This window comes from Pseudomonas sp. DF5, from assembly GCF_058148225.1.
Map to the genome: position 1 here is coordinate 42,561 of NZ_JBYVYM010000025.1, position 26,222 is coordinate 68,782.

Consider the following 26,222-nt stretch of genomic DNA (forward strand, 5'->3'; position numbering starts at 1 on the left):
CCTGCGATGGCGGTGTGTCAAGCGACGCTGGTCTCGCCTTCCCCCGCCAACTTGCGGTTCAACTGATACCGCCACCGCACATACAGCATCGCCGAGCAGAACACCGCCAGGCTCGCGCCCATCTCCAGCAAACCGAACAGCTGCCGGTTCGGGTCATAGGCGGCCAATGCGCCCTTGATGAAGTACAGATTCACCACAAAACACATCCACGAATGCCCACGGGCACTGCCGACGATCATTCCCGGTGCCAGCAACAGCAGCGGCACCAGTTCGATCAGCAGAATCACCCACGGCCGCGCGCCATGCAGGTCGGCGAACACCAGGTAGTAGGCGCAAAGCAGCCCCGCCAGGCCGAAAAAGCACAGCAGGCTGATGACGCGCATCGCCCGTACACGCGGTTCAAGCCATTCGATGGCAGGCAACACCTTAGGCTTCTTAGCCACGATGGCTCTCCAGTTTCTGCGCAGTCTTCGCCAGGCGCAGGCCCAAGGCACGGCACAATGCAACTTCATGTTCGTTCAAACCGCTTTTGCCATCGGCCCCGGCGTGATGACTGGCGCCGTAAGGCGTGCCGCCGCCACGGGTTTCCAGCAGTGCCGATTCGCTGTAAGGCAGGCCGGTAATCAGCATGCCGTGGTGCAGCAACGGCAGCATCATCGACAGCAGCGTGGTTTCCTGGCCGCCGTGCAGGCTGGCGGTCGAGGTGAAGACTCCGGCCGGTTTGCCCACCAGGGCGCCGGTCAGCCACAGGTTGCTGGTGCCGTCGAGGAAGTATTTCAGCGGTGCGGCCATGTTGCCGAAGCGGGTCGGGCTGCCCAGGGCCAGGCCGGCGCAGTTCTTCAAATCGTCGAGGCTGGCGTACAGCGCGCCTTCATCGGGAATGTCCGGCGCCACGGCTTCGCATTCAGTGGAGATCGCCGGCACCGTGCGCAACCTGGCTTCAAGGCCGGCCTGCTCGACGCCACGGGCAATCTGCCGGGCCATTTCATTGGTCGAGCCGCTGCGGCTGTAATACAGCACCAGAATGTACGGCGCGCTCACGGCAGCAACTCCAGTACATTCTCCGGCGGACGGCCGATGATGGCTTTGTCGCCGACTTCGAGAATCGGCCGCTCCATGAGTTTCGGGTGTGCGGCAATGGCGGCGATCAATTGCGCTTCGCTCAAGCTGCTGTCGGCCAGGTTGAGGGTTTTGTACTCGTCCTCGCCGGTGCGCAGCAATTGCCGGGCGCTGATGCCGAGTTTGCTCAACAGGCTCTGGATTTGCGCGGCGTCCAGTGGTGTTTCCAGGTAGCGGACGACCGTTGGCGTCAGGCCACGGGCTTCGATGAGTTCGAGCGCACCGCGGGATTTCGAGCAGCGCGGGTTGTGATAAAGCGTCAGATCGGTCATGTGCGGGTCGCTTCTTGCGTAAAGTGGCGGCTATTCTAACTGTGCGGCGCGTAATCCAGAACCTTGGGAGGCGATGGGTCGCAGGTGCATTCTATTTTTGACAAGGATTGAGACATGACAAGGCGACTGGCAGCGGCATTGGCGATCATGGGGGCGTTATTGCTGGGGGGCTGTGGCAACGACTATGGCATCGACCAGAATGGTCACAAGGTCGCCGCCGAGCGTCTGGACAAACAATGGCTGGTGCTCAATTACTGGGCCGAGTGGTGCAGCCCGTGCCGGACCGAAATCCCACAGCTGAATGTGTTGGCCGAGCAGCTCCAGGGCAAGAAGATCGGCGTGTTCGGGGTCAACTTCGACAATGTGCAGGGTGAAGAGCTGAAAAGCGCCAGCGAGAAGCTGGGGATCAAGTTCACTGTGCTGGCCCAGGATCCGGCCGACCTTTTCGAATTGCCACGCAGTGAAGCGCTGCCAGTGACTTACATCATCGACAACAAGGGCAAGGTGCGGGAACAGTTGATGGGCGAGCAGACGGCGGCGGGAGTGATGGCGAAGCTTGAGGCGTTGCAGGCGACCAACTGACCGAGCACCGCCTGTGGCAAAGGAGCTTTGTGGCGAGGGGGCTTGCCCCCGTTGGGCTGCGAAGCAGCCCTAAACCCTGAAACCTCGTTTCATCAGACATTGCGGGTGTACGTTTTGCGACTGCTGCGCAGCCGAACGGGGGCAAGCCCCCTCGCCACAAGTCACTTGGCTACAACCGAGGGGCAATCACCCCTCTTCAAGCCACCAACGCAATGGCTTGCCTTCGGCCGGCCAGAAGCGCATCTGCTCGATCGGTGAAACGTCCCAGCGCTGGACGTTTTCCAGCGCCTGCAGGAAGCGTTTTTCCTGCTCCATCAGCGCCGGCGCGCAGAGTTTGCGGGTGCTGCCGATCTTGCCGAAGCTGAGCTTTTCACCTTCCAGGGAATACGGCGCGAACCAGTGGTTGCAGCCGCCGTTACCATAGGCCCGACCATCGTCACCGAGGGTGATGGTCAGGTGGCTGTAGTCCATCAGCGGACGCTCGCCGATCCATTCCAGAATGTAGCTGCGGTTCTGTTGCAACTTTGCCGGCTCGGCGGCGCAGCCCAGCAGGCTGGCACCGACCATCGTGGTCAGAGCAAGGCGTTTCATCACGCAAGCTCCCGGCATTTCGGGCACAGGTGTTTTTCGCCAGAAGCGGTCCAGCCCAGTTCGGCAATCCGTGCGGTGGCGGCTGGTTTTTCGGCCTTGTTGCCCAGCTTGGCGTCAACCGCGAACTCGAAGCTCAGCTCTTTGGCGCAGCTGTCGCAGTTGACTTTCCAGGTGTGGATCGCCAGTTCGCCGAACACCGGACCACTGGCCACCGCGACCCATTGGCCAGGCGGGTTGATCAGGTGGCGAACCGTTTCGACGGTCAGGCGCATGGATAAGTCCTTGCTGCCTTTGAGGGTCACTACCAGCACGTCGTTATTACGAATCGAGCCACCGTTGCCGGTGACTTGATAACGCCCCGGCACCAGGGCGCGGCATTCGGTGAGGGTGTGTTGCGGGTTCATCAGGCTGTAGCGGAAATCGTGTTCGACCATGGGTCCTCCAAATATGCGCGATATGCTAGCACGGGCATCAACGCAGCATGGCGCGGGCATGTGACCTTCGATCAGGTTCAAATTGCCTGCTAACCCATGGCAAACTGCCACTTTTTCATCTCTAAGGAACAGAAATGGCGTTGATCGAATGTTACGAGTGCAAGCAACGCATCAGTTCCACTGCGCCTGCTTGTGTTCATTGCGGTGCGCCTGCGGCAACGGTGCAAACGGTCACTTCGACGGCAGCGCCTGTGGAAGCAGCGCTCTCTTTCGGGCGTTTACCGAGCAATGAGAGTGTGCCACGGGTGACTCCGGCCGCATTCGGGCGTAAACGAAAAACCGAAGTCCAGGCTGAGGTTCCGGTATCGGTGCTCAATGGGCCGCGTCCGGTGGAGCTGTGGCTGAAATTGATGATTTTTTTACTGCCACCGTTTTTTGTCTGGTTCCTGCTGCGCCGCGGGCATTCAACGGGTCAGCGTTTGCTGGGCTTCGGCTGGTTGGGCCTGATGATCATCTTGTCCAAGGCCTGAGCCGCTCAGCTTTCGACCTGATTCTGCGGCGAACCGGCCACCCAGGCTGCGATGTTCTGCAAAGTAGTCGCGGCAATCGCACCCAGGGCTTCGCGAGTGAGGAAGGCTTGGTGTGCGGTGACGATCACGTTCGGAAAGGTCAGCAGGCGTGCCAGCACATCGTCCTGCAGTGGCAGGTCGGAGCGGTCCTCGAAGAACAACTGCGCCTCCTCTTCATAGACATCCAGCCCCAGATAGCCCAATTGACCGTCCTTCAACGCATCGATCAGCGCCGGCGTATCGACCAGACCACCGCGCCCGGTGTTGATCAGCATCGCGCCGGGCTGCATGTGCGCCAGTGACTCGCGGTTGATTAAATGTTTGCTTTGCTCGTTGAGCGGGCAATGCAGGCTGATGATCTGCGACTCGGCCAGCAGTTGCGGCAAGCTCAGGTAGCGTGCGCCGAGGGCTTCGACCTGCGGGTTCGGATAGGGGTCATAAGCCAGCAAGTGGCAACCGAAGCCGTGCATGATTTTTGCGAAGGTCGTACCGATCTGCCCGGTGCCAACCACGCCGACGGTCTTGTTCACCAGGTCGAAACCAGTCAACCCGTGCAGGCTGAAATCGCCCTCGCGGGTACGGTTATAGGCGCGGTGCAGGCGGCGGTTAAGTGCCAGGATCAACGCCACCGCGTGTTCGGCCACGGCGTGGGGTGAGTAGGCCGGGACCCGCACAATCACCAATCCCAGGCGCTTGGCCGCTACGAGGTCGACATGGTTGTAACCGGCCGAGCGCAGGGCGATCAGGCGTGTTCCGCCCGCCGCGAGGCGTTCGAGCACCGGGGCGCTGAGATCATCATTAATGAAGGCACAGACCACTTCGTGATGCTCGGCCAGCGCTGCCGTATCGAGGCTTAGTCGCGCCGGCTGGAAATGCAGTTCGATGCCGGTGGGCAAGTCGGCGGCGAGAAAACTGTCGCGGTCGTAGGTCTGGCTGCTGAAAAGAATCGTGCGCATGCTGTCCTCCTGGAGATCTCAAACCCCGTAGCAGCTGGCGAAACCTGCGTTCGGCAGCTGCTACGGGGGTTGAGTTTAGCGTTCAACGCCCCCGGCGTTATTGCGCTGCATCAGGCATTGATACGCGCATGAGCCGCCAGGCGATTGATAGCGCGTTCGAGTTCTTCCAGAGCGCCGGAGGCTTTCGGGTCTTGTTGCTTGAGCAAGGTTTCGCTGCGCTGGCAGGCCGCGCGCAGTTGCGGTACGCCGCAATAACGGGTTGCCCCGTGCAGGCGATGGACCCGCTCGATCAGGGCATTTTGATCGTTGGCTTCACGGGCGACGCGGATGGCCTCGCGGTCGGCTTCCAGGGAGGCCAGCAGCATTGCCAGCATGTCCGCCGCCAGATCGGCCTTGCCGGCCGCCAGGCGCAGGCCTTCTTCGTGATCGAGCACCTGCAGTTCATGACTGCTGTTGCTGTCGCGATTGCGCTCTGGTCCCTGATTGCGCAGCGCCAGGCCCGTCCATTTCAACACCACTTGCGCCAGTTGCCGTTCGCTGATGGGTTTGGTCAGGTAGTCGTCCATGCCGCTTTGCAGCAACGCGCGTTTTTCGTTGGCCATTGCATGGGCGGTAAGGGCGACGACCGGCAGTGGCGTGCAATGCCGCTCGCTTTCCCATTGGCGAATGGCTTCGGTGCTTTGACGCCCATCCATGCCGGGCATTTGCACGTCCATCAGCACCAGATCGAAAGTCTCGTTCTGTACAGCCTTGACCGCGGCGTAACCACTTTCTACCGCGAGTACCTTGGCGCCCATGTCTTCAAGCAGGGTTTGCACCAGTAGCAGGTTGGCCGGGTTGTCGTCGACGCAAAGGACCTTCGGTGCACGGCTGGAAACCGGTTCGGCGGGGTCGCTGCGCTGCTGGCGCGGGTTGACCAGATCAGACAAGGCCCGACGCAGCTTGCGGGTGCAGGCCGGTTTGGACTGGAGCTGGCTGTGGGGGTTGGGCACCGAGAGGTGGAACAGCGTCAGTTCGGTGGTCGGGCACAGCACCAGCACTCTGCAGCCCAGGTGTTCAAGGTCCCAGATGTGCTGGTTGAGGCGCTCCGGCGGCATGTCGTTGCTGGTGATGCCGAGCACCGCCAGGCCGATTGCCTGATCGGTCTGGTGGGCGCCGGTTACGCCGTTGGCCAGGCTTTCCAGGGTATTGAACGGCGTGACGGCCAAGCCGCAGTCTTCCAGTTGATGCTGCAATGCCTGACGGGCCAGTTCATGGTTTTCCAGGACTGCCACCCGCTGCCCGAGCAGCGGTGGACCTGGCAGGTCTTCGGCGTCGTCGCGGGTTTTGGGCAGGCTCAGGCTGATCCAGAATTCCGAGCCTTCGCCCGGTGTGCTGTCGACGCCGATCTCGCCGCCCATTTGTTCGATCAACCGTTTGGAAATCACCAGCCCGAGGCCGGTGCCGCCGGGTTGTCGGGACAACGAGTTATCGGCCTGGCTGAAGGCCTGGAACAAGGCGCGCACGTCTTGGTTCGACAAACCGATGCCGGTGTCCTGAATGCTGATGCGCAGTTGCACGCTGTCTTCATGCTCTTCTTCGAGCATCGCACGGGCGACGATGGTGCCTTCGCGGGTGAACTTGATCGCATTGCTCACAAGGTTTGTGAGGATCTGCTTGAGTCGCAGCGGATCGCCCACCAGCGACAGTGGCGTATCGCGATAAACCAGGCTCACCAGCTCAAGCTCTTTGGCGTGGGCGGCCGGGGCGAGGATGTTCAAGGTGTCTTGCAGCAAGTCGCGCAGGTTGAACGGAATATGGTCGAGCACCAGTTTGCCGGCCTCGATTTTCGAGAAGTCGAGAATCTCGTTGATGATCCCCAGCAGGCTGTCGGCCGACTTTTCTATGGTGCCCAGGTAATCGAGCTGGCGCGGCGTCAGTTCGCTTTTTTGCAGCAGATGCGTGAAGCCGAGAATGCCGTTGAGCGGCGTGCGGATTTCATGACTCATGTTGGCCAGGAACTCGGATTTGATCCGGCTCGCCTCCAGGGCTTCTTTGCGCGCCAGGTCCAGTTCGATGTTCTGGATTTCGATGGTTTCCAGGTTCTGGCGCACGTCTTCGGTGGCCTGGTCGACGCTGTTTTGCAATTCTTCCTGCGCGTTCTGCAGGGTCCCGGCCATGCGGTTGATGCCGGACGCCAGTTCATCCAGTTCCTGGCTGCCGAGGGGCGGCAGGCGGGTTTCCAGATGACCGTCCTTGAGTTGCGCCACGGCCTGTTTGATCTGGCTCAATGGCCGGTTGATGGTCTGGCCCATGCGTAACGCCAGCAGCGCCGCACCGGCCAGGCCCCCGCCGATCAGTAGCAGGCTGGCGAACAGGCTGCGGTAACCGCGCAGCAACATGCCGTTGTGGGACAGTTCGAGCTCGACCCAGCCCAGCAGGCGGTCGGCTTCATCGGGGATCAGGTCGCCGGCCAGGTTGCGGTGTTTGCCGAACACCGGCAGCAGGTAACGCGTGGCGTCATTGCCGCTGCGGCGCAGCAGTTGTGAACCGTTGCCCAGCGGCGCCTGATTGAGCATCGTCGGGCCGGCATGGGCCAGGGGCGTGCGGTCGGGGGCGAGGAAGGTCACCGCGCGCACGTCGGTCTGTTCCAGGGACTGGGTGGCGATGCGCTCCAGCAGCTCGTTGTCTTTGCGACCCATGGCAGGGGCCACCAATGGCGCCAGCTGTTCGGCGATCATTTCGCCGCGCTGCATGAGTTGGGCTTGCAGGTCCGATTGCTGCATCCAGGTGAAATAGCCGCCCAGGACCAGCGCCATCAGGGTGGTTGGCAACAGGGTCAGTAACAGCACGCGGCCTTTGATTCCCAGTTTCTTGAGCACGCATCTCTCCTGCATCCAGCTATTTATTGACCTGCACATGCGTCCGGCATGCGCCACCTGCGCAGTGTAGCGATTTGCATGCGGGCAATCTTCGTAAAATTGATGTCGTCATTCGTCGGTCAGTTCAATGCTTTGGTCCAGGGAGGCGAACCTTGGGTTGCCCCTGGAGAGGCAATCTTGAATAATCAGCAATTGAGAATTATTTGCAGATACTCATGACTCCCATCGCGATTGACCATCCTCGCATCCTCTCTATCGAAGACGATCCAGTGCTCGGTGCTTATGTTCATGAGCATCTGGGGCACTGCGGTTTTCAGGTGACCTGGTGCCAGAACGGGCAGGAAGGCCTGGCGATTGCGCGCCAGCAGGCTTTCGACTTGGTGTTGATGGATATCCTGTTGCCGGGGCTCGATGGCCTGGCAGTGCTGACCCAATTGCGCCAGAGCCATTCCACGCCGGTGGTGCTGATGTCGGCGCTGGGCGCCGAGGCGGACCGCATCAGTGGCTTTCGCCTCGGCGCCGACGATTACCTGCCCAAGCCCTTCAGCATGGCCGAGCTGCGGGTGCGCATCGAAGCGATCCTGCGGCGGGTGGCGCTCGACCGTCGGCTTACGCCGGCACCTATTACCCCGGTGCTGGACAGCCTGCGTTTCGACGATGAACTGGGGGAGGTCTTTTGGGGCGAATACGCGGCCGGCCTGACCCGCAGCGAATACCGCTTGCTGGACACGCTGAACCGCAACGGCGATGAAGTGTTGAGCAAGGCGTTCCTTTATCAGCAGGTGTTGCAGCGCCGTTATGCGCCCCATGACCGCAGCCTGGATATGCATATCAGTCAGATTCGCCGCAAGCTCAAGGCCATCGGCTACACCGAGCGTGAAGTGCGCACGGTGTGGGGCAAAGGGTACGTATTGAGTGCGGTCGATGAAGTGGTCTGACGTGTCGGGCCGCACGGTGGCCCGGCAACAGCAACTGCTGCGCGATCTGTCTCACGAATTGCGCACGCCGCTCAGCCGGTTGCGGGTGGCCTGCGAGAGCGAGCAGGATCTGGAGCAATTGCGCGAGCGCATCAGCCGGGAAGTCGACGGCATGCAGCGCCTGGTCGAGGATACGCTGCAACTGGCCTGGCTCGGCACCGAGAACACGCCGTTGCCCGATGAGGCAATCCAGGTCCAGGCCTTGTGGGAAATACTCACGGAAAACGCTTGCTATGAAAGTGGCTGGCCGGCGAGTCAGTTGCATTGTGCGGTGGATGCCTCCTGTTGGGTGCGCGGCCATCTCAATACCCTGGCCCAGGCGCTGGAAAACATCCTGCGCAATGCCATTCGTCATTCACCGAAGGGAGCTGTCGTGACGCTCGATGGCAGGCGCGATGGCGACTTCTGGCATCTGTGGCTGGAGGACGAGGGCGGTGGGGTGGCTGACGAGGATCTTGAGCGGATCTTCTCGCCGTTCATCCGGCTCGACGGTTCACGGCCGGGGGAGGGTGGGTTCGGGTTGGGGTTGAGCATTGCGAGGAATGCGGTGCAGCGGCAGGGCGGGCGGCTTTGGGCGGAGAATGCAGGGCGGGGCTTACGGCTGAATATGCTGTTATTGGCTGATCTCCATGGCGACAATGATGACGCCCCCGCTCCCACAATTGATATGTGTCGACCACAAATTGCGTGATCAACCCCGGCCGCGAAGAGGCTTGCTGATTTTGCCGGAGCGTTCCCGTTATTTTGTACGACCTTTCTTAAAGGGTATCGCCGACACCTTAAGCCTGACTTGACGGAATAGACTCGCGTTTTTCCTCGTCCTCCAGGAGTTCGGTATGAATGCATCCAGCGTCCCCGGCAACGCACACGACGACCGTTTCAATGAAGTGCTTGCGCTGATTCAAAATGCCAAACAGCAGGCCATGCAGGCGGTGAATACCCAGTTGATCGAGCTGTATTGGCAGGTCGGTGCTTACATCAGCCGCAAGCTGGAACAGGCTGAGTGGGGCGATTCTGTGGTCAGCCAACTGGCTGAGCATCTGGCTCAGACTCAACCGGGGTTGCGCGGGTTTACCCGGTCGAACTTGTTTCGCATGCGCCAGTTCTATGAGACTTATCACGCTGAAGAGAAAGTCGCACCACTGGTGCGACAATTGTCCTGGTCGCATAACCTGATCATTTTCAGCCAGAGTAAACGGCCGGAAGAGCGGGAGTTCTACGTGCGTTTGGCAGTTCAGGAAAAATGGTCGAAGCGCGAACTAGAGCGTCAGTTCAAAACCGCACTGTTTGAACGAAGCGTGACCCAACCAGCAAAAATCTCAGCAGTGCTGAGACAAGCCCACCCGGCAGCGCTTGAGATATTCCGCGACGCCTACATGCTCGAGTTTCTCGACCTGCCGGGTGGCCATGCCGAAACTGATCTGCATAAAGGGTTGATGGCGCGCCTCAAAGAATTCCTGAGCGAGCTTGGCCGCGATTTCTGCTTTGTCGGTTCCGAGTATCCGCTTCAAGTGGGTGGGTGTGATTTTTCCCTGGACCTGCTGTTCTTCCACCGTGGCCTTAATTGTCTTGTAGCCATTGAGCTTAAGGTCGGTCGTTTTAAGCCGGAGTATTTGGGCAAGCTGAACTTCTATTTGGAAGCGCTGGATCGCAAGGAGCGCAAACCCCACGAAAACCCGGCCATCGGTGTGTTGCTCTGCGCCAGTAAGGATGACGAAGTGGTCGAATACGCCCTTAACCGCAGCCTGTCGCCAGCGTTGATCGCTGAATACCAGGTCCAGCTTCCGGACAAACAGCTGCTGCAGGCCAAATTGCATGAGTTTTATGCATTGAATATTGCACAAGGAGAAGAGGAGTGAACTGCTTATTCCCATAAGCCATAAGCCCCTTACTTTGCGTGATATGGCCTGCGCACGTTTGCCGGTATGATAGGCGCCCCCGCAGTCCGGATTGCGAATACGCCATGACCTTGCAGTACCCAACCATCGCCGATTGCGTCGGCAACACTCCGCTGGTCCGTTTGCAGCGCCTGCCTGGCGTCACCAGCAACACGCTTTTGCTCAAGCTCGAAGGGAACAACCCGGCGGGTTCGGTCAAGGATCGTCCGGCGCTGTCGATGATCACCCGCGCCGAATTGCGCGGGCAGATCCACGTCGGCGACACGCTGATCGAAGCGACTTCGGGTAACACCGGGATTGCCCTGGCCATGGCCGCCGCGATCAAGGGTTACAAGATGATCCTGATCATGCCGGACAACTCCAGCGCCGAGCGTAAAGCCGCGATGACGGCCTATGGCGCCGAGCTGATTCTGGTCAGCCAGGAAGAAGGCATGGAAGGCGCGCGCGACCTCGCCCAGCGAATGGAAGCCGAAGGCCGTGGCAAGGTGCTCGATCAGTTCGCCAACGGTGACAACCCCGAGGCGCACTACACCACCACTGGTCCGGAAATCTGGCGTCAGACCCAGGGCACCATCACCCATTTCGTCAGCTCGATGGGCACCACCGGCACCATCATGGGTGTCTCGCGCTACCTGAAAGAACAGAACGAGAACGTGCAGATCATCGGTCTGCAACCCATGGAAGGCTCGGCAATTCCAGGCATCCGCCGCTGGCCGCAGGAATACCTGCCAAAGATTTATCAGGCCGATCGCGTGGACCGGATCGTCGACATGGCGCAAAGCGAGGCCGAAGACGTGACCCGTCGTCTGGCGCGCGAAGAAGGCATCTTCTGCGGCGTGTCTTCGGGCGGTGCCGTGGCGGCGATGCTGCGCCTGTCCAAAGAAGTTGAAAGCGCGGTGATCGTTGCGATCATCTGTGACCGTGGCGACCGTTACTTGTCGACCGGCATTTTCGACGCGCCCAACTGATGGCCAAGCAAGAGAGAGGCCTGCGCTTCCAGCCCACGGGTGGCAGCAAGGCCCCGCAAGTCCCAACCGGCAAAAAGCAGCGCTTGAACATCGAGCGCCTGGCTAATGACGGTCGCGGTATCGCGTTTTTTGAAGGTCGCACCTGGTTCGTCATCGGCGCCTTGGCCGGTGAAGAAGTCGAGGCGCGGGTCTTGGGTGCCCACGGTAAAGTGGTCGAGGCGCGTACCGAACGGGTGTTCCAGGCCAGCGAATTGCGTCGCCCGGCACCGTGCGCCCATGCCGGTCGCTGCGGTGGTTGCAGCGTGCAGCATCTGCCCCATAACGAACAACTCGCCCTGAAACAGCGCATGCTCGCCGAGCAATTGTCGCGGGTCGCCGGCGTCGAACCCGAAGAGTGGGCTGCGCCATTGAGCGGTCCGGAATTCGGCTACCGGCGTCGTGCCCGGGTGGCGGTGCGTTGGGACATGAAGGCGAAAAAGCTCGAAGTCGGTTTCCGCGCAGCCGGTAGCCAGGACATCGTCGCCATCAACGAGTGCCCGGTGCTGGTACAGCCCTTGCAGCCGATCATGACCCGTTTGCCGGACATGTTGCGGCGCTTGAGCAAACCTCAGGCACTGGGGCATGTGGAATTGTTCAGCGGTTCGTCGTTGGCGGTCTTGCTGCGGCACATGGCGCCGTTGTCCGAAGCCGACATGACGATCCTCAAGGAATTCTGCGCGCTCCATGAGGCTCAGTTGTGGTTGCATGGCGACGGCGAGCCGCAACCGGTCGTGGCCGATCAGTCCTTGGGCTATCGCCTTGAACAGTGGGATTTGAACCTGGCGTATCGGCCTGGAGATTTCATCCAGGTCAACGCCGGGGTCAACGAAGCGATGGTCGCTCAGGCGCTGGAATGGTTGGCGCCGAAAGCCGATGAGCGGGTTCTGGATCTGTTCTGTGGGTTGGGCAATTTTGCCTTGCCGCTGGCCAGGACCGTTCGTGAAGTGGTGGCGGTGGAAGGTGTGCAGGCCATGGTCGAGCGAGCCGCCGCGAACGCCGCTAGTAATAATTTGCATAACGCGAAATTTTTTCAGGCCGATTTATCCCAGCCTTTGGCTGATGCCGAATGGGCCAGCGAAGGCTTTTGTGCGGTACTCTTGGACCCACCTCGCGACGGTGCTTTCGAGGTGGTGCGCAAGCTGGCGTCCCTGGGTGCCGAACGATTGGTTTATGTGTCGTGCAACCCTGCAACTCTGGCGCGCGATACGGTCGAATTGATCAAGCAGGGCTACCGGTTAAAACGTGCCGGGATTCTCGATATGTTTCCTCAAACGGCGCATGTCGAGGCCATGGCGTTATTTGAAGCGAGCTAGGATGGCTCGTCTGGTCCGACTGACCGTCCGTGCGGCCACGCACCAGCCCGACGGGGCGCCCGGACAATGAAGGTCAGCGATTTGACGCATTGAATCTGCGTCGTAGGGAAGGTAAAGCAAGATGGTACAGGTGAGAGCACACCAGCCGATCAACACTGACGGCAGTATCAATCTCGAGGCTTGGCTCGATCACGCGGTCAGTATCGATACGGCACTGAATCGCGAAGCCTTGAAAGAAGCCTGCGAGTTCGCTCGCGAGGCCGAACAACAAGCCAATGCGGCGAAAAACCTGTGGTCCGAAGGGACCTCGAGTTTCCGCACCGGCCTTGAGATCGCCGAGATTCTCGCCGACCTCAAACTCGATCAGGATTCGTTGGTCGCGGCGGTCCTGTACCGCGGCGTGCGCGAAGGCCAGATCCAGTTGCCGGCGGTCAGCCAGCGCTTCGGCCCGGTGGTCGCCAAACTGATTGACGGCGTGCAACGCATGGCGGCGATCAGCGACAGCCTGAGTCCGCGTAAATCCATGGTGATGGGCACCCAGGGCCAGGTGGAAAACCTGCGCAAGATGCTCGTGGCCATGGTTGACGACGTGCGCGTTGCGCTGATCAAACTGGCCGAACGCACCTGTGCGATCCGCGCGGTGAAAACCGCTGATGACGAGAAGCGCAACCGCGTCGCCCGTGAAGTCTTCGACATCTACGCGCCGCTGGCTCACCGCCTCGGTATCGGTCACATCAAGTGGGAGCTGGAGGACTTATCCTTCCGTTACCTCGAGCCCGACCAGTACAAGCAGATCGCCAAGCTGCTCCATGAGCGACGGCTGGATCGCGAGCGCTTCATCAGCGATGTGATGACCCAGCTCAAGAACGAGTTGCAGGCCACCGGCGTCGAGGCCGACATCAGCGGCCGGGCCAAACACATCTATTCGATCTGGCGCAAAATGCAGCGCAAGGGTCTGGAGTTCAGCCAGATCTACGACGTGCGCGCCGTTCGCGTGCTGGTGCCGGAAATGCGCGACTGCTACACCGCGCTGGGCATTGTCCACACCCTGTGGCGGCACATCCCGAAAGAGTTCGACGACTACATCGCCAACCCGAAAGAGAACGGCTACCGCTCGCTGCACACCGCGGTAATCGGCCCTGAAGGCAAGGTGCTGGAAGTGCAGATCCGCACCCACGCCATGCATGAAGAAGCCGAGTTGGGTGTTTGCGCGCACTGGCGTTACAAGGGCACCGACGTCAAGTCCGGCTCGAACCACTACGAAGAGAAAATCTCCTGGCTGCGTCAGGTTCTCGAGTGGCACGAAGAGCTGGGCGATATCGGCGGTCTGGCCGAACAGCTGCGGGTCGATATCGAGCCGGACCGGGTTTATATCTTCACTCCCGACGGCCACGCCATCGACTTGCCGAAAGGCGCGACACCGCTGGACTTCGCCTACCGCGTGCACACCGAAATCGGTCACAACTGCCGCGGCGCCAAGATCAACGGGCGCATCGTACCGCTCAACTACAGCCTGCAAACCGGTGAACAGGTCGAGATCATCACCAGCAAGCACGGCACCCCGAGCCGCGACTGGCTGAACCCGAACCTGGGTTACATCACCACGTCGCGGGCGCGGGCGAAGATCGTTCACTGGTTCAAGTTGCAGGCACGCGATCAGAACGTCGCAGCCGGTAAAACCTTGCTTGAGCGCGAACTCAATCGCCTCGGTCTGCCGCAAGTGGATTTCGACAAGCTGGCCGAAAAGGCCAACATGAAGACCGCCGAGGACATGTTCGCTGCGTTGGGCGCGGGCGATTTGCGCCTGGCTCAACTGATGAACCTGGCGCAGCAACTGGTCGAGCCGGAACGCGGCAACGAACAGCTGGAACTGATCCCGCGCAAAGCCACCGGCTACAAACCGGGCAAGCGCGGCGATATCCAGATCCAGGGCGTCGGCAACCTGATGACCCAGATGGCCGGCTGCTGCCAACCGCTGCCGGGGGACGCCATCGTCGGTTACATCACCCAGGGCCGTGGCGTGAGCATCCACCGTCAGGACTGCGCCTCGGTGCTGCAACTGGCCGGGCGCGAGCCGGAGCGGATCATCCAGGTCAGCTGGGGGCCGGTGCCGGTGCTCACCTATCCGGTGGACATCATCATTCGCGCCTACGACCGTTCCGGTCTGCTGCGTGACGTGTCGCAGGTGCTGCTCAACGAGCGGATCAACGTGCTGGCGGTCAACACCCGCTCGAACAAAGAGGACAACACTGCGCTGATGTCCCTGACCATTGAGATTCCGGGGCTGGATGCGCTTGGGCGGTTGCTGGGGCGGATTTCCCAGTTGCCGAACATCATCGAAACCCGGCGTAACCGCACGCCGTGATGATGTTCATGTCTGGCACCGATCCACTGTGGGAGCGGGCTTGCTCGCGAAGAGGGAGTATCAGTCGACATCAATGTTGCCCGACACACCGCTTTCGCGAGCAAGCCCGCTCCCACAAGGGGTTTGCAGTGAGAGTGATTGATGTACAGCCTTGAAGACCTGCTGCACCTGATGAACCGTCTGCGCGACCCGCAATACGGCTGCCCGTGGGACATCAAGCAAACCTACGCCACCATCGTCCCGCACACCCTGGAAGAAGCCTACGAAGTCGCCGACGCCATCGAGCGGGGTGATTTCGATCACTTGCAGGGTGAGTTGGGCGACTTGTTGTTCCAGGTGGTTTATTACAGCCAACTGGCTCGGGAAGAAGGGCGCTTCGAGTTCGCGGGGGTGGTCGACAGCATCACGCGCAAGTTGATCCGCCGCCATCCTCACGTATTCCCCACCGGTGATCTGTACGCGCCGCTGGACGTCCCGCGTCTGAATGAAGAGCAGGTCAAGCAACGCTGGGAAGAGATCAAGGCTGAAGAACGTGCCGAGAAGTCTTCGGCGCCCGAGCAGTTGTCCTTGCTCGATGACGTACCCGCGGCACTGCCTGCGTTGTCCCGTTCGGCAAAACTGCAGAAGCGCGCAGGGCAGGTCGGTTTCGACTGGCCTGACGCCTTGCCGGTGCTCGACAAGGTTCGCGAAGAGCTCGATGAAGTGCTCGAAGCCATGGCCGACAATGACTCGGTGGCGATTGCCGATGAAGTCGGCGACCTGCTGTTTTCCGTGGTCAATCTGGCGCGTCACCTCAAGGTCGATCCGGAAACCGCACTGCGTGGCGCGAACACAAAATTTGAAAGACGCTTCCGATTTATCGAACAGGCATTGCGCGACACCCACCGTCCCATAGAAGATTGCACCCTCGAAGAGTTGGACGCCTTGTGGGGCGAAGCCAAACGTCAGGAAAAGAATTTGCCCAGCTGCGGCTGAGCTGTTGCCTAAGTGAGTAAGCACCATGAGCCTTTCCCTTCGCGACCAGTTGCTCAAAGCAGGGCTGGTCAACCAAAAGCAGGCCAAACAGGTCGGCAAAGAAAAACAGAAACAACAGCGTCTGGCCCACAAAGGCCAGATCGAACTCGATGACTCCCAGCAGCGTGCGGCTCAGGAAGCCATGGCCGAGAAGGTCAAGCGCGATCAGGAGCTCAACCGTCAGCAGCAGGAGAAGGCCGAGCAGAAGGCCCGCGCCGCACAGGTCAAGCAATTGATCGAGGTTTCGCGCCTGCCCAAGCTGAACACCGAGGACTACTACAACTTCGTCGACGACAAAAAGGTCAAGCGCATCTCCGTCAACACCCTGATGCGCAACAAGCTCAGCAGCGGTTCCCTGGCGATCGTGCATCACGCTGGCGGTTACGAAGTGATCCCTCGTGAAGCGGCCCTGAAGATTCAGGAGCGCGATCCACAGCGCATCGTGCAGCTGAATGTGAAGACAGAAGAAGTCAGTGCCGAAGACGATCCGTACGCGGCCTATCAGATTCCTGACGATCTGATGTGGTAAGGCGTTAACGGCTGCAATAACGACAAACCCCGCTCATGGCGGGGTTTGTCATTTTCAATGTGGTGGTTATGCAGAACGCGCTTCGCGTTGCTGCTCCAGTGTTTCCAGTTCGGCCTTGTATTGGTGGGCTTCGGTCTCGGAGTGGAACATCCCGACCAGCAGGTCTTGTTGATGTACATCCCAGATGCGGATACCGGCGGCGATGCCTTCATGGGACATATGTGAATCGTCGCGTTCAGTTACTTTTACAGTCATCTGCTAGCTCCAATCTCTGTTATCTGCAGCAAGGCGTGTGCAGGCCTTTGTTATAGAGTTTGTTAGCTAGCTAAGTAAACGGCTGAATTCGGTAACGGACTTTTTCAAAAACGGAGAAAGTGCTGCAGCCCGCGAAATACGCGACATTCAGTCGCAGGCTGTTGAGTTCCATGACAAATGTTTCATGTTTTCGAGGAGGAAAACACAGGCTGAACCTGATATCTGTAGGAGCCAGGCTTGCCGGCGAAAGCGTCCTTGAATACGCCTTCGCCGGCAAGCCTGGCTCCTACAAAGAGCGATTCCCGGAGCCAATTTACAAGCAAAAAAACGCCCCGAACCAGTCGGGGCGTTTTTATGTGTGGCGTAAGCGGGGTATTACTTACCCTGCCAGCGCTTCAGTACCAGCGTGGCGTTGGTGCCACCGAAGCCGAAGCTGTTGCTCATCACGGTGTTGATGGTGGCGTCTTCACGAGTCTTGGTCAGGATTGGCATGTCTGCCACTTCCGGGTCCAGTTCGTCGATGTTGGCGGAACCCGCCATGAAGTTGCCTTCCATCATCAGCATGCAGTAGATCGCTTCGTGAACGCCGGCGGCGCCCAGGGAGTGACCCGACAGGCTCTTGGTGGAGCTGATGGCCGGAGCGTTGTCGCCGAACACTTCACGCACACCTTTCATTTCCATCACGTCGCCGACCGGAGTCGAGGTGCCGTGGGTGTTCAGGTAGTCGATCGGTGCGTCGACGGTGGACATAGCCATCTGCATGCAGCGGATGGCACCTTCGCCGCTTGGGGCGACCATGTCGTAGCCATCGGAAGTCGCGCCGTAGCCAACGATTTCCGCATAGATCTTCGCGCCGCGGGCCAGAGCATGTTCCAGCTCTTCGACCACGACCATGCCGCCACCGCCGGCGATGACGAAACCGTCACGCTTGGCATCGTAGGCACGGGAAGCTTTTTCCGGGGTTTCGTTGTACTGGCTGGACAGGGCGCCCATGGCGTCGAACAGGAACGACTGGCTCCAATGCTCTTCTTCACCGCCGCCGGCGAATACGATGTCCTGCTTGCCCATCTGGATCTGTTCCATGGCGGTACCGATGCAGTGAGCACTGGTGGCGCAGGCAGAAGCGATGGAGTAGTTCAGGCCCTTGATCTTGAACGGGGTGGCCAGGCAGGCGGAAACAGTGCTGCTCATGGTCCGCGTTACGCGGTATGGGCCGACGCGCTTGACGCCTTTTTCGCGCAGGATGTCCAGCGCTTCCATCTGGTTCAGCGTGGAGGCACCACCGGAACCGGCGATCAGGCCGGTACGCGGGTTGGAAACTTGCTCTTCGGTCAGACCGGAGTCTGCGATGGCATCTTTCATGGCCAGGTAGGCGTAAGCCGCCGCGTGGCCGACGAAGCGATAGATCTTGCGATCGATCAGCTCTTCGAGGGGAAGGTCAATGGAGCCGGAAACCTGGCTACGCAGACCCATTTCGGCATATTCCGGATTGAACCGGATGCCAGGGCGGCTTGCACGCAGGTTAGCGGAGACGGTCTCTTTGTCATTGCCCAGGCACGAAACGATGCCCAGACCAGTGATAACGACGCGGCGCATGCGGATAACCCTTAGAAATTGTCAGTGGAGGTGAAAACGCCGACCCGAAGGCCTTCGGCGGTATAGATTTCGCGGCCGTCGACAGTCACGGAACCATCGGCGATGGCCATGTTCAGCTTGCCTTTGAGGACGCGTTTGATATGGATGTTATAGGTGACTTTCTTGGCGGTCGGCAGTACCTGGCCAAAGAATTTCACTTCGCCCGAGCCCAGGGCACGACCGCGGCCTGGCAGACCTTGCCAGCCAAGGAAGAAACCGACCAGTTGCCACATGGCGTCGAGGCCCAGGCAGCCCGGCATCACCGGATCACCTTCGAAGTGGCAGGCGAAGAACCACAGGTCTGGAGTGATATCCAGCTCGGCGACCAATTCACCTTTGCCGTACTTGCCACCCTCTTCGGAGATCAGGGTGATGCGATCGACCATCAGCATGTTCGGGGCGGGCAGTTGCGCGTTACCTGGGCCGAACAGCTCACCACGACTGCAGCGCAGCAGGTCTTCCCGGGTAAAGGCGTTTTGTTTGGTCATGCGAGCTCCTCAATAGTCCATGCGGCAGGGGGGCGAATCTTCCCGGCCGATCGAAGCGTTCATGCCTCGAGTCAGCAGCCTACTCATAGACTATTGCGTTGTAGTGAAAGTCACAGCACCAAGGACATGAATGTACACTTGTGCACTGAAATTATTATTCAAGCCCCTTTTAGGACTTGTTCGGGTGCCTAAGACTGCCGCACTTTCGTCTTTCACGCCAGTCGCAGATAGCCGAAAGGCCTGCACTACTGCACCCATCGCTGCAGAATTTGCTGCAGATCAGTGCGTTTGAAGGGCTTGGCCAGGTAATCGTTCATTCCTGCGGACAAACAGGCTTCACGGTCGCCCTGCAAGGCGTTGGCCGTCAGGGCAATGATCGGCACGTCAGCGCAGCCGGGCAGTCGGCGAATCTGTCGGGTGGCCTCGTAGCCGTCAATGACCGGCAGTCGGCAATCCATCAGAATTGCTTCGAAAATCAGGCTTTCGGCACTGCGCACCGCTTGTGCACCGTCGGTGACGACGCTGACAGTAAAGCCCAGACTGCGCAACATTGCTTCGACGACGGTGCGGTTGACCGGGTTGTCTTCCACCAGCAACACATTGCGACCTTCGCCGTGGCCATTGCCGGTATGTACTCGCGGCGTCAGCACCGGCAACGACTGCTTATACAGCGCCAAAGGAATTTCCAGGGTGAACACCGAGCCAACGCCTTCTTCGCTCTGAGCACGCAAGGTGCCGCCCATTCGTTCTGCCAGGGTGCGGGCAATCGGTAGCCCCAGCCCGGTGCCGCCGTAACGTCTTGAAATAGAACTGTCGGCCTGCTGGAACGCGTTGAACATCAATTCCAGGCTTTCAGCCGGGATGCCAATCCCGCTGTCGCGCACGGTGCAGGTGAACCACAGCAATTCGTGATCCAGCGACTGCCACTGCGGTTCGATCGTGACGCGACCCCGTTCGGTGAACTTCAGCGCATTGCCGACCAGGTTGACCAGTATCTGCCTGATCCGCGTCGGGTCGCCCTGAACCTGCAGGGCGCGCATGTCCTCGGGGATCTGCAGTTGCAGGTCAAGCCCGCGTTGCACTGCGCTGTGCTGGAACGACTGGGCGCAACTGGTGATCAGGTCCGCGAGGTTGAACGCAATGTGCTCCAGCTCCAGTTCCGAACGTTCGATGCGCGAGAAATCGAGAATATCGTTGATCACTTTGAGCAGATGCTCCGTTGATTCCGAGGCCAGCGCCGCGTATTCGATCTGCTCCTCGGTCATCTCGGTGGTTTCCAGCAGTTGCAGCATGCCCAGCACGCCATTCATCGGCGTGCGCAGCTCATGGCTCATCATGGCCAGGAAATCGGATTTGGCGTTGTTGGCCTTTTCCGCTTCCTCGCGGGTCCGGATCAATTGCGCCATGGCCTGATGTTGTTCGCGGCTGGCCTGTTCAAGGCCCTGGGCAAGGTTATTGATGTGTTGCGACAGGGCGCCCAGTTCGGTGTCGTCGACAATCGGCAGGGGCGTTTTGAAGTCGCCTTTCTGGATCGCCTTGACCGCATTACCGATGTCGTGGATCGGTTGCGACAGGCTGCTGGCCAGGCGCCGAGCCAGCAGAAAGGTAAACAGAAGGGCGAATAGGGCCAGGATCCCGGCCTTGAACAGGATTTCCTGCTGGCGCTGGTTGAAGGCGTCGTTGGACAGGCCGACGATCACCCGCCCCAGATAGTCCTCGCCCGGTTTCGTGGGAGTGGAGCGGCTGTTCTGGAAGAAGTCATTGTTGAGCGCGATGCGTTGCAGCCGAACCGGTGCCTGGAACACTTCGACCTGATGCGAGCGGTGGTGGCTTTCCGACGGTTGTTCGACATACACCAGAATCCGGTTGGTGCTGTCCTGCACTTCCAGAAAGCGCACATTGGGTGTGGCCAGGGTCGCTTTGAGCAAACTTTCGAGCACGTCGTTATTGCCAGAGATCACCCCGTATTCGGTGGCCGGCGCCAGTTGGTTGGCGATCAACTGACCGGTGTGGTCGAGTTCCTGGCGCAGGTCCTGGATTCGCACGAAAGTGAAGAAACTGATCAGTAACAACGTCAACAGCAGCGCCGGGCCGAGGCTGATGATCTGGGTACGGGTATTGATGTCCCAACCGCGACGGAAGGTCATGGGCGGTGTTCTCCTTCGGCCAGCTGTGTTGCGACTGAGGCTTCATTCATCGGTTCAATGCTTAATGAGCGAGCCACTTGCGGGTTGCTCAAGACCTTGAAGTGCTGCGGATAAAGGGTGCGCGGCCAGGTGCTGGAGGGGCGGTCGAGCAGTTCGTCGAGAATCTTCAGCCAATCGCTCTGGTCGCTGTAGGTGCTGGCGAGGCTGCCGGCCCTGACGAAGGCGGCGTTGGGACCGATCAGCGGCAACTGCCGTGCATAGCTGCTGAGCAGCAGGTTTTTCACGGTTTTCGGGTTATACAAATCAGGATCATCCAGGCCCAGCAGTACATCACTGTTTTTCAGCAGGGCCTGCAACGGGCGGCTGTCATTGGTGTTGTCCCAACGCTCTGTGACCACTTCAAGGCCCAGGGGCAGGGCAGCCTGATGCAGTTCCTTCAACAGGAATTCGCTGTGGCTGTCGAAAAGCACGCCGACCCGTCGGGCCTCGGGCAGGACGAGTCGGGTCAGGCGCAATTGTCGATCCAGCGGCGGATCGCTCCAGAGCAGGCTCAGGTGCGGGGGCAAAACATCGCCAAAGCGTTGGTGGGCTTGTAAGCGGCTGATGCGCAGCACCAGCGTCGCCGGACCCTGAGGGGCTTGCAGGCGCCAATCGAGACTTTGCAGGTCGAGCAGAATCAGGCGGGTGCCAGTGGGCAGCTGATCTGGCGCCGGAAGGCTGGTGACCGGCTGGAAACGCACATTGTCGGTGGGGCGCAACTCGCTCAGGGCCTGAACGAAAGACTCCACGCCGGGGCTGTCCTCGGCGCCGGTCAGCAGAATGTCGGCGGCCCGGGCCGGCAGAATGCACAGCAACCCGGTAAACAGCAGGCACAGCCCGGCCAGCAGGCGGCCAAGGGTTGGCGTCTTCCGTGGCAGGCGATGCTGCATCTTAAAACTCCAGCTCCGCGCTGAAGTAGAGCACCCGGCGCTCGTCGTAGTTGTTGTCGACGAAGGTGGTGGGCTGATTGTCGAGGCGTTGCTGGAGGATCCCGGCCAGTTCCAGATTGGCCTTGCCCAGGCCGATGCGTTTGGCGATGCGGGTGTCGACCCGTTCGAAGCGATAGCCGTTGAGGGCGTCGGCGCCATAGTAGAAGAGCGCGCTGTTCCAGCCCAGGCCCCAGTTGCGCAGCCAGCCGGCGGAGCCGCTGTTGCGCGCCGTCTGTTGTGCATCCAGCGGGTTGCTCGCCTCGGCATCGACATAGGCGTAGGTCAGGCGCAGACGGTCGGCGCTGCTGACGCGCCAGTCCAGCTGGGTTTCAGTCCCGGAGAATCGAGAGCTGTTCGAGTTGCTGGCAATGTACTGATTGTTGCGCAGCGGTTCGCTGATCATGCCGTTGATTTCGTCGTAGAACAGCTTCACATCGACCATCAGCCCCCACTCTGTGAAGAAGCCGTTGTAGCCCAGTTCCCGGGAGCGCATGCGTTCCTGTTCGAGGTCGCCCGGGCCACGGGTCCTGACGAAATAGCGGGCGCTGCTCTGGCCGTAGGCACTGGGTTGCAGGTTGGTCACCTGGTAGCTCCAGTTGACGCTGTTCTCGAACATGTCCGGTGAGCGGACGGCTTCCGAATACACCGCGCGCAAACCGTGGCGCGGGTTGATCAGATAGTTGACCGCCACCCGCGGGGTCAGTGAACTGCCGGTCAATTGCGTGTCTTCGAACATCGCCCCGCCTTGCAGCAACCAGTGCTCGGTGGCGCGCCACTCGAGTTGGCCGAACGCCCGCCAGGTGGTGTCGTCGAGCGTGCCATTGAAGTAGGTCTCGGAATCAGCCCGGTCGTAACGATAGTTCATGCCGCTGACCAGCCGCAGCGTGTCGGACAGGCTGAGGGTGTCTTGCAGTTCGAGGTCGTAGCGCGACTCTCGGGCACTCTGGTCGATGTCGCCGCACAGCGTTTTGTTCGCGCCGTTTCGCCATTGCGCCAGAACCTGATTGGCCAGGTCTTGTTCTGCCGCTGTACCGGGGGGCGCGCCGGTGAAACGAGCAATGTTGCGCGCCAGGCGTTCGGTGTAATTGGGATTGAGCTGCCAAAGTTGAGTCAGCTGCGGGCTGAACGAGATCTCGGCATCGCAGGCACGCCAGGTCTGCTGACGATCCCAGTGTTGCGCCGAGCCTTGAATATAAAGGCTGTGATCGGGGTTGATGTCCAGGTTCCAGCGCAGCGAGCCGGCATAGTCTTTGGCAATGACGTCGGAATTGTTCCCGGCGGCAGTAATCCCCGAGAATACCGGGCGATAGGTATAGGGCCGTTGATTGGTTCCGTCCTTGGCGTTCAGTTGCCAATCGATGCTCTGGTTCTCATTCAGCGTCTGGCTGACGGCGAGGCTGAAGCGGTTCAAGCGACGGCTGTCGCGGTAATCGGCACCGGTGCGGTCCGAGTCGAAGCCATCGTCTTGTTGGCCGGAGAGCGATAAACGCAAGTCGCCGCTGTCCCAGCCCATACCCTGGCTGGCGTAGAAATCATTGATGCCGCGTTGGCCACGGGTGACTTTCAGCCGTGTGCCGTGGCTGTCCACCGGTTTGCGGGTGATGATATTGACCACCGCCATCAGCGCATTGGCGCCGTAGCTGACGGTGTTCGGGCCACGGAAAACCTCGATGCGCTCGATGTCTTCCATGGCCACCGGAATATCACTCCAATCCACCGTGGCCAAGCCTGCACGGTACACCGAGCGGCCGTCGATCAGCACTTGCATGCGCCGCGCTTCGCTGGCGTTGGTGCCGTGGTAGTTCACCGCCGCCTGATTGCCGCTGATATTGCCGACCATCATTCCTGGCACCAGCCGCAGCAACTCGCTGATGTCCCGCGCACCGCTGGCGTTGATCAGTTCGCTGTCGATCACCGTCATGCTGCCCGGCACGGCCGCCGGCGACTGCTTCAGGCGCGTCGCGGTCAGCACTTGCGGCAACGGATCGTTGTCCAGGAACAAGTCGTCGGCCAGCAATGGCGAGCTGAACATCAGCGCCAGCACCAGTGGCGAGCGAGGAGAGGGAGAGCCAAAAGACACGGCACGGCCTTGATAGCGGTTGATTGGCGCGCATGTTAACCGAGAGCAAAGACTTTTCCAGTCACGTTGCAGGCATTTTCCTCGGTTTTCTCGGTCTTCTTCCTACAAGTGCCGGTAATTGATGTCGGGGCTGGCCGCCACTGGGCCGCTCCGTATAATGCGGGCATCGCCACTGGTATGGATTAACGGATTGCATATGACTGAACAGCGCCCAATTGCGGTCCTGGGAGGCGGAAGTTTTGGTACCGCCGTGGCTAATCTGCTGGCCGAGAACGGGCATCAGGTGCGGCTGTGGATGCGTGACCCCGAGCAGGCCGAGGCCATTCGGGTCAATCGCGAGAACCCGCGTTACCTCAAAGGCATCAAAATTCTTCCGGCGGTGGAGGCGGTCACAGAGCTGCAAGCCACGCTGGAGGCCTGCGACCTGTGCTTCGTCGCGCTGCCCTCCAGCGCGCTGCGCTCGGTGCTGGCGCCTTACGCTCAGCTTTTGAGCGGCAAAATGCTGGTGAGCCTGACCAAAGGCATCGAAGCCCATACGTTCAAGCTGATGAGCCAGATTCTTGAAGACATCGCCCCGCAAGCGCGCATCGGCGTGCTGTCCGGGCCGAACCTGGCCCGTGAGATCGCCGAACACGCGCTGACCGCCACGGTGGTCGCCAGCGAAGACGAAGACCTTTGCCAGCAGGTCCAGGCCGCGCTGCATGGCCGGACCTTTCGCGTGTACGCCAGCGCCGACCGCTTTGGCGTGGAGTTGGGCGGGGCGCTGAAAAACGTCTACGCCATCATCGCCGGCATGGCGGTGGCGCTGGGCATGGGGGAAAACACCAAGAGCATGCTGATTACCCGGGCACTGGCGGAAATGACCCGCTTCGCGGTGAGTCAGGGTGCCAACCCGATGACGTTCCTGGGGCTGGCGGGCGTCGGTGATTTGATCGTCACCTGCTCATCGCCCAAAAGCCGCAATTACCAGGTCGGGTTTGCCCTCGGCCAGGGCTTGAGCCTGGAGGACGCGGTGACGCGTCTGGGCGAAGTGGCCGAAGGCGTGAACACCCTCAAGGTGCTCAAGGCCAAGGCTCAGGAAGTAGGCGTGTACATGCCGCTGGTCGCCGGATTGCATGCGATTCTGTTCGAAGGGCGCACGCTGAATCAGGTGATCGAGTTGTTGATGCGTGGCGAACCGAAAACCGACGTGGACTTTATTTCCCCCAGTGGTTTCTAAGCACTTAACCGATACGAGCAGGGAACGAGGCAGACATGAACGATCCGAAAGTAGAAGGCAAGTACGAATCCATCCTGCTGCGGGTGCTGTGGATGATTGTCTATGTGCTGGTCTGGCAAGTGGCGCAATTGATCCTCGGCGCAGTGGTGCTGGTGCAGCTGATCTATCGTTTGATATATGGCGCACCGAGCGCCAGCCTGATGAATTTCGGTGACAGCCTGAGTCAGTTTCTGGCGCAGATCGGTCGTTTTGGCAGCTTTCATAGCGACCAGAAGCCTTGGCCGTTCGCCGACTGGCCAGCGCCGCGTACACCGGAGGGTGAAGCCCCGCACGTTGTGGCGCCGGCACCGCATCCGGCCCGAGATGAGGAACCGAAACTATGAAACTCTGGGTATTGCGTCATGGTGAAGCTGAGCCTCACGGTACTCGCCCGGACTCCGAGCGGGCACTGACCGACAAGGGGCGCAAAGAGGTGAAGCGCATCGCGGCCAAATTGAAGGGCAAACACCTGACTGCCATTTATGCCAGCCCTTACCTGCGAGCACAGGAGACCGCAATGCTGGTGCGCAAGGAGCTGGGGTTTGCACCGGAGATTCGCACCGTCGAGTGGCTGACGCCCGACAATAATCCGCAAGCGGTGGCGGAGCAGTTGGTGTCCGTGGATCATGCGCTGCTGGTCAGCCACAACCCGCTGGTCGGCAACCTGCTGGGTTATTTGCAGCATGGCCATGTGCAGGAACCGGAGAGAGTCTGCACTGCCGGGCTGGCGGAGCTTGAGGGCGATGAACTGCTGGTTGGGGCAATGAAGCTCAACGGCATCAAACACCCGTAACCTGCTTTTTGTGGGAGCGTGGCTTGCCCGCGATGCAGACACCACGGTGTATCAGTGAAACCGCGTTGATGCCATCGCGGGCAAGCCACGCTCCCACAGAGTCGGCGGCAT

The 26,222-nt window shown here is 60.3% G+C and carries 25 protein-coding genes and 1 pseudogene; 13 read left to right on the forward strand and 13 right to left on the reverse strand.

What is annotated here, in order from left to right:
• Nucleotides 1-17 precede the first annotated feature (17 nt).
• The 3 genes from AC30D7_RS21500 to arsC are packed head-to-tail and all read right to left on the reverse strand — an operon-like array spanning nt 18 to nt 1,391.
• Nucleotides 18-443 (reverse strand): DUF2069 domain-containing protein, encoded by a 426-nt coding sequence (locus AC30D7_RS21500; protein WP_490135402.1) that lies wholly within the window; start codon nt 441-443, stop codon nt 18-20.
• Nucleotides 436-1,041 carry an NAD(P)H:quinone oxidoreductase gene (gene wrbA, locus AC30D7_RS21505; RefSeq protein WP_018926302.1) on the reverse strand — a complete coding sequence of 202 codons (606 nt, stop codon included), beginning with the start codon at nt 1,039-1,041 and terminating at the stop codon, nt 436-438. Before wrbA ends, AC30D7_RS21500 begins: the two co-directional genes overlap by 8 nt.
• Entirely contained in the window at nt 1,038-1,391 is a 354-nt protein-coding gene (gene arsC, locus AC30D7_RS21510) for an arsenate reductase (glutaredoxin) (protein WP_018926301.1), read from the reverse strand. Before arsC ends, wrbA begins: the two co-directional genes overlap by 4 nt.
• 114 nt (nt 1,392-1,505) lie before the next feature.
• Between arsC and AC30D7_RS21515 the strand changes: the two genes are divergently transcribed.
• Nucleotides 1,506-1,973, forward strand: a complete 468-nt coding sequence (locus AC30D7_RS21515) for a TlpA family protein disulfide reductase (RefSeq protein ID WP_490135403.1) — start codon at nt 1,506-1,508, stop codon at nt 1,971-1,973.
• 186 nt (nt 1,974-2,159) lie between these two features.
• On the opposite strand, the gene AC30D7_RS21520 is transcribed toward AC30D7_RS21515, so the two are convergent.
• Nucleotides 2,160-2,564 carry an META domain-containing protein gene (locus tag AC30D7_RS21520; RefSeq protein WP_490135404.1) on the reverse strand — a complete coding sequence of 135 codons (405 nt, stop codon included), beginning with the start codon at nt 2,562-2,564 and terminating at the stop codon, nt 2,160-2,162.
• Nucleotides 2,564-2,998 (reverse strand): hypothetical protein, encoded by a 435-nt coding sequence (locus tag AC30D7_RS21525; protein WP_490135405.1) that lies wholly within the window; start codon nt 2,996-2,998, stop codon nt 2,564-2,566. Before AC30D7_RS21525 ends, AC30D7_RS21520 begins: the two co-directional genes overlap by 1 nt.
• A gap of 134 nt (nt 2,999-3,132) precedes the next feature.
• On the opposite strand from AC30D7_RS21525, the gene AC30D7_RS21530 reads away from it, so the two are divergent.
• Entirely contained in the window at nt 3,133-3,528 is a 396-nt protein-coding gene (locus tag AC30D7_RS21530) for a hypothetical protein (RefSeq protein WP_490135406.1), read from the forward strand.
• 5 nt (nt 3,529-3,533) lie between these two features.
• Here AC30D7_RS21530 and AC30D7_RS21535 read toward each other — a convergent pair whose 3' ends face one another.
• Complete coding sequence (locus AC30D7_RS21535; RefSeq protein WP_490135407.1) at nt 3,534-4,523, reverse strand: 2-hydroxyacid dehydrogenase; 990 nt, start codon at nt 4,521-4,523, stop codon at nt 3,534-3,536.
• Between the two features lie 110 nt (nt 4,524-4,633).
• The gene (locus tag AC30D7_RS21540; protein ID WP_490135408.1) at nt 4,634-7,384 is read right to left on the reverse strand and encodes a response regulator; all 2,751 of its coding nucleotides are present in this window, start codon (nt 7,382-7,384) and stop codon (nt 4,634-4,636) included.
• Between the two features lie 215 nt (nt 7,385-7,599).
• Here AC30D7_RS21540 and AC30D7_RS21545 point away from each other — a divergent pair, with 215 nt between their 5' ends.
• The 8 genes and pseudogenes from AC30D7_RS21545 to AC30D7_RS21580 all read left to right on the forward strand — a co-directional run bounded on the left by AC30D7_RS21545 (nt 7,600) and on the right by AC30D7_RS21580 (nt 16,487).
• The gene (locus AC30D7_RS21545; protein WP_490135409.1) at nt 7,600-8,322 is read left to right on the forward strand and encodes a response regulator transcription factor; all 723 of its coding nucleotides are present in this window, start codon (nt 7,600-7,602) and stop codon (nt 8,320-8,322) included.
• A gap of 13 nt (nt 8,323-8,335) precedes the next feature.
• Nucleotides 8,336-9,052: pseudogene (locus tag AC30D7_RS21550) on the forward strand (sensor histidine kinase); the annotation flags it as partial.
• A 145-nt stretch (nt 9,053-9,197) separates the two neighbouring features.
• A complete protein-coding gene (locus tag AC30D7_RS21555) occupies nt 9,198-10,220 on the forward strand; it encodes a PDDEXK nuclease domain-containing protein (protein WP_018926293.1) in 1,023 nt (340 codons plus the stop codon).
• A 104-nt stretch (nt 10,221-10,324) separates the two neighbouring features.
• Complete coding sequence (cysM, locus tag AC30D7_RS21560) at nt 10,325-11,227, forward strand: cysteine synthase CysM (protein ID WP_490135410.1); 903 nt, start codon at nt 10,325-10,327, stop codon at nt 11,225-11,227.
• Entirely contained in the window at nt 11,227-12,579 is a 1,353-nt protein-coding gene (gene rlmD / locus AC30D7_RS21565) for a 23S rRNA (uracil(1939)-C(5))-methyltransferase RlmD (protein WP_490135411.1), read from the forward strand. Before cysM ends, rlmD begins: the two co-directional genes overlap by 1 nt.
• A 121-nt stretch (nt 12,580-12,700) precedes the next feature.
• Nucleotides 12,701-14,944, forward strand: a complete 2,244-nt coding sequence (gene relA, locus AC30D7_RS21570) for a GTP diphosphokinase (protein WP_490135412.1) — start codon at nt 12,701-12,703, stop codon at nt 14,942-14,944.
• A gap of 141 nt (nt 14,945-15,085) precedes the next feature.
• On the forward strand, nt 15,086-15,919 hold the full coding sequence (mazG, locus tag AC30D7_RS21575) for a nucleoside triphosphate pyrophosphohydrolase (RefSeq protein WP_028938909.1): 834 nt from the start codon (nt 15,086-15,088) through the stop codon (nt 15,917-15,919).
• A 25-nt stretch (nt 15,920-15,944) separates the two neighbouring features.
• On the forward strand, nt 15,945-16,487 hold the full coding sequence (locus AC30D7_RS21580) for a DUF2058 domain-containing protein (protein WP_477815485.1): 543 nt from the start codon (nt 15,945-15,947) through the stop codon (nt 16,485-16,487).
• Between the two features lie 66 nt (nt 16,488-16,553).
• Here AC30D7_RS21580 and AC30D7_RS21585 read toward each other — a convergent pair whose 3' ends face one another.
• From AC30D7_RS21585 to AC30D7_RS21610, 6 genes are all read right to left on the reverse strand, one after another.
• Complete coding sequence (locus AC30D7_RS21585; protein ID WP_030130084.1) at nt 16,554-16,742, reverse strand: hypothetical protein; 189 nt, start codon at nt 16,740-16,742, stop codon at nt 16,554-16,556.
• A gap of 375 nt (nt 16,743-17,117) precedes the next feature.
• The gene (fabB, locus tag AC30D7_RS21590; protein ID WP_007937568.1) at nt 17,118-18,338 is read right to left on the reverse strand and encodes a beta-ketoacyl-ACP synthase I; all 1,221 of its coding nucleotides are present in this window, start codon (nt 18,336-18,338) and stop codon (nt 17,118-17,120) included.
• 11 nt (nt 18,339-18,349) lie between these two features.
• Nucleotides 18,350-18,865 (reverse strand): 3-hydroxyacyl-[acyl-carrier-protein] dehydratase FabA, encoded by a 516-nt coding sequence (gene fabA, locus AC30D7_RS21595; RefSeq protein ID WP_018926285.1) that lies wholly within the window; start codon nt 18,863-18,865, stop codon nt 18,350-18,352.
• Between the two features lie 245 nt (nt 18,866-19,110).
• Nucleotides 19,111-21,012: an ATP-binding protein gene (locus AC30D7_RS21600; RefSeq protein ID WP_490135413.1), complete on the reverse strand. Its 1,902-nt coding sequence runs from the start codon at nt 21,010-21,012 to the stop codon at nt 19,111-19,113.
• Nucleotides 21,009-21,941 carry an ABC transporter substrate-binding protein gene (locus tag AC30D7_RS21605; RefSeq protein WP_490135414.1) on the reverse strand — a complete coding sequence of 311 codons (933 nt, stop codon included), beginning with the start codon at nt 21,939-21,941 and terminating at the stop codon, nt 21,009-21,011. The genes AC30D7_RS21600 and AC30D7_RS21605 overlap by 4 nt, the downstream gene beginning before the upstream one ends.
• Nucleotide 21,942: 1 nt before the next feature.
• On the reverse strand, nt 21,943-24,060 hold the full coding sequence (locus tag AC30D7_RS21610) for a TonB-dependent receptor plug domain-containing protein (RefSeq protein ID WP_490135415.1): 2,118 nt from the start codon (nt 24,058-24,060) through the stop codon (nt 21,943-21,945).
• Between the two features lie 196 nt (nt 24,061-24,256).
• On the opposite strand from AC30D7_RS21610, the gene AC30D7_RS21615 reads away from it, so the two are divergent.
• From AC30D7_RS21615 to sixA, 3 genes are read left to right on the forward strand one after another with little or no spacing between them, the layout of a single operon-like run.
• Nucleotides 24,257-25,279 carry an NAD(P)H-dependent glycerol-3-phosphate dehydrogenase gene (locus AC30D7_RS21615; protein WP_490135416.1) on the forward strand — a complete coding sequence of 341 codons (1,023 nt, stop codon included), beginning with the start codon at nt 24,257-24,259 and terminating at the stop codon, nt 25,277-25,279.
• Nucleotides 25,280-25,314: 35 nt separating this feature from the next.
• A complete protein-coding gene (locus tag AC30D7_RS21620) occupies nt 25,315-25,662 on the forward strand; it encodes a DUF4389 domain-containing protein (protein WP_007937595.1) in 348 nt (115 codons plus the stop codon).
• Nucleotides 25,659-26,111, forward strand: a complete 453-nt coding sequence (gene sixA / locus AC30D7_RS21625; protein ID WP_489836897.1) for a phosphohistidine phosphatase SixA — start codon at nt 25,659-25,661, stop codon at nt 26,109-26,111. The genes AC30D7_RS21620 and sixA overlap by 4 nt, the downstream gene beginning before the upstream one ends.
• The last annotated feature ends 111 nt before the right edge of the window (nt 26,112-26,222 follow it).

What these genes read in the sequence shown, in the direction of transcription:
- arsC (WP_018926301.1), bottom strand. Translation starts at nt 1,391, where the DNA reads ATGACCGATCTGACGCTTTATCACAACCCGCGCTGCTCGAAATCCCGC.
- AC30D7_RS21515 (WP_490135403.1), top strand. Translation starts at nt 1,506, where the DNA reads ATGACAAGGCGACTGGCAGCGGCATTGGCGATCATGGGGGCGTTATTG.
- AC30D7_RS21520 (WP_490135404.1), bottom strand. Translation starts at nt 2,564, where the DNA reads ATGAAACGCCTTGCTCTGACCACGATGGTCGGTGCCAGCCTGCTGGGC.
- AC30D7_RS21525 (WP_490135405.1), bottom strand. Translation starts at nt 2,998, where the DNA reads ATGGTCGAACACGATTTCCGCTACAGCCTGATGAACCCGCAACACACC.
- AC30D7_RS21530 (WP_490135406.1), top strand. Translation starts at nt 3,133, where the DNA reads ATGGCGTTGATCGAATGTTACGAGTGCAAGCAACGCATCAGTTCCACT.
- AC30D7_RS21535 (WP_490135407.1), bottom strand. Translation starts at nt 4,523, where the DNA reads ATGCGCACGATTCTTTTCAGCAGCCAGACCTACGACCGCGACAGTTTT.
- AC30D7_RS21545 (WP_490135409.1), top strand. Translation starts at nt 7,600, where the DNA reads ATGACTCCCATCGCGATTGACCATCCTCGCATCCTCTCTATCGAAGAC.
- AC30D7_RS21555 (WP_018926293.1), top strand. Translation starts at nt 9,198, where the DNA reads ATGAATGCATCCAGCGTCCCCGGCAACGCACACGACGACCGTTTCAAT.
- cysM (WP_490135410.1), top strand. Translation starts at nt 10,325, where the DNA reads ATGACCTTGCAGTACCCAACCATCGCCGATTGCGTCGGCAACACTCCG.
- rlmD (WP_490135411.1), top strand. Translation starts at nt 11,227, where the DNA reads ATGGCCAAGCAAGAGAGAGGCCTGCGCTTCCAGCCCACGGGTGGCAGC.
- relA (WP_490135412.1), top strand. Translation starts at nt 12,701, where the DNA reads ATGGTACAGGTGAGAGCACACCAGCCGATCAACACTGACGGCAGTATC.
- mazG (WP_028938909.1), top strand. Translation starts at nt 15,086, where the DNA reads ATGTACAGCCTTGAAGACCTGCTGCACCTGATGAACCGTCTGCGCGAC.
- AC30D7_RS21580 (WP_477815485.1), top strand. Translation starts at nt 15,945, where the DNA reads ATGAGCCTTTCCCTTCGCGACCAGTTGCTCAAAGCAGGGCTGGTCAAC.
- AC30D7_RS21585 (WP_030130084.1), bottom strand. Translation starts at nt 16,742, where the DNA reads ATGACTGTAAAAGTAACTGAACGCGACGATTCACATATGTCCCATGAA.
- fabB (WP_007937568.1), bottom strand. Translation starts at nt 18,338, where the DNA reads ATGCGCCGCGTCGTTATCACTGGTCTGGGCATCGTTTCGTGCCTGGGC.
- fabA (WP_018926285.1), bottom strand. Translation starts at nt 18,865, where the DNA reads ATGACCAAACAAAACGCCTTTACCCGGGAAGACCTGCTGCGCTGCAGT.
- AC30D7_RS21600 (WP_490135413.1), bottom strand. Translation starts at nt 21,012, where the DNA reads ATGACCTTCCGTCGCGGTTGGGACATCAATACCCGTACCCAGATCATC.
- AC30D7_RS21605 (WP_490135414.1), bottom strand. Translation starts at nt 21,941, where the DNA reads ATGCAGCATCGCCTGCCACGGAAGACGCCAACCCTTGGCCGCCTGCTG.
- AC30D7_RS21615 (WP_490135416.1), top strand. Translation starts at nt 24,257, where the DNA reads ATGACTGAACAGCGCCCAATTGCGGTCCTGGGAGGCGGAAGTTTTGGT.
- AC30D7_RS21620 (WP_007937595.1), top strand. Translation starts at nt 25,315, where the DNA reads ATGAACGATCCGAAAGTAGAAGGCAAGTACGAATCCATCCTGCTGCGG.
- sixA (WP_489836897.1), top strand. Translation starts at nt 25,659, where the DNA reads ATGAAACTCTGGGTATTGCGTCATGGTGAAGCTGAGCCTCACGGTACT.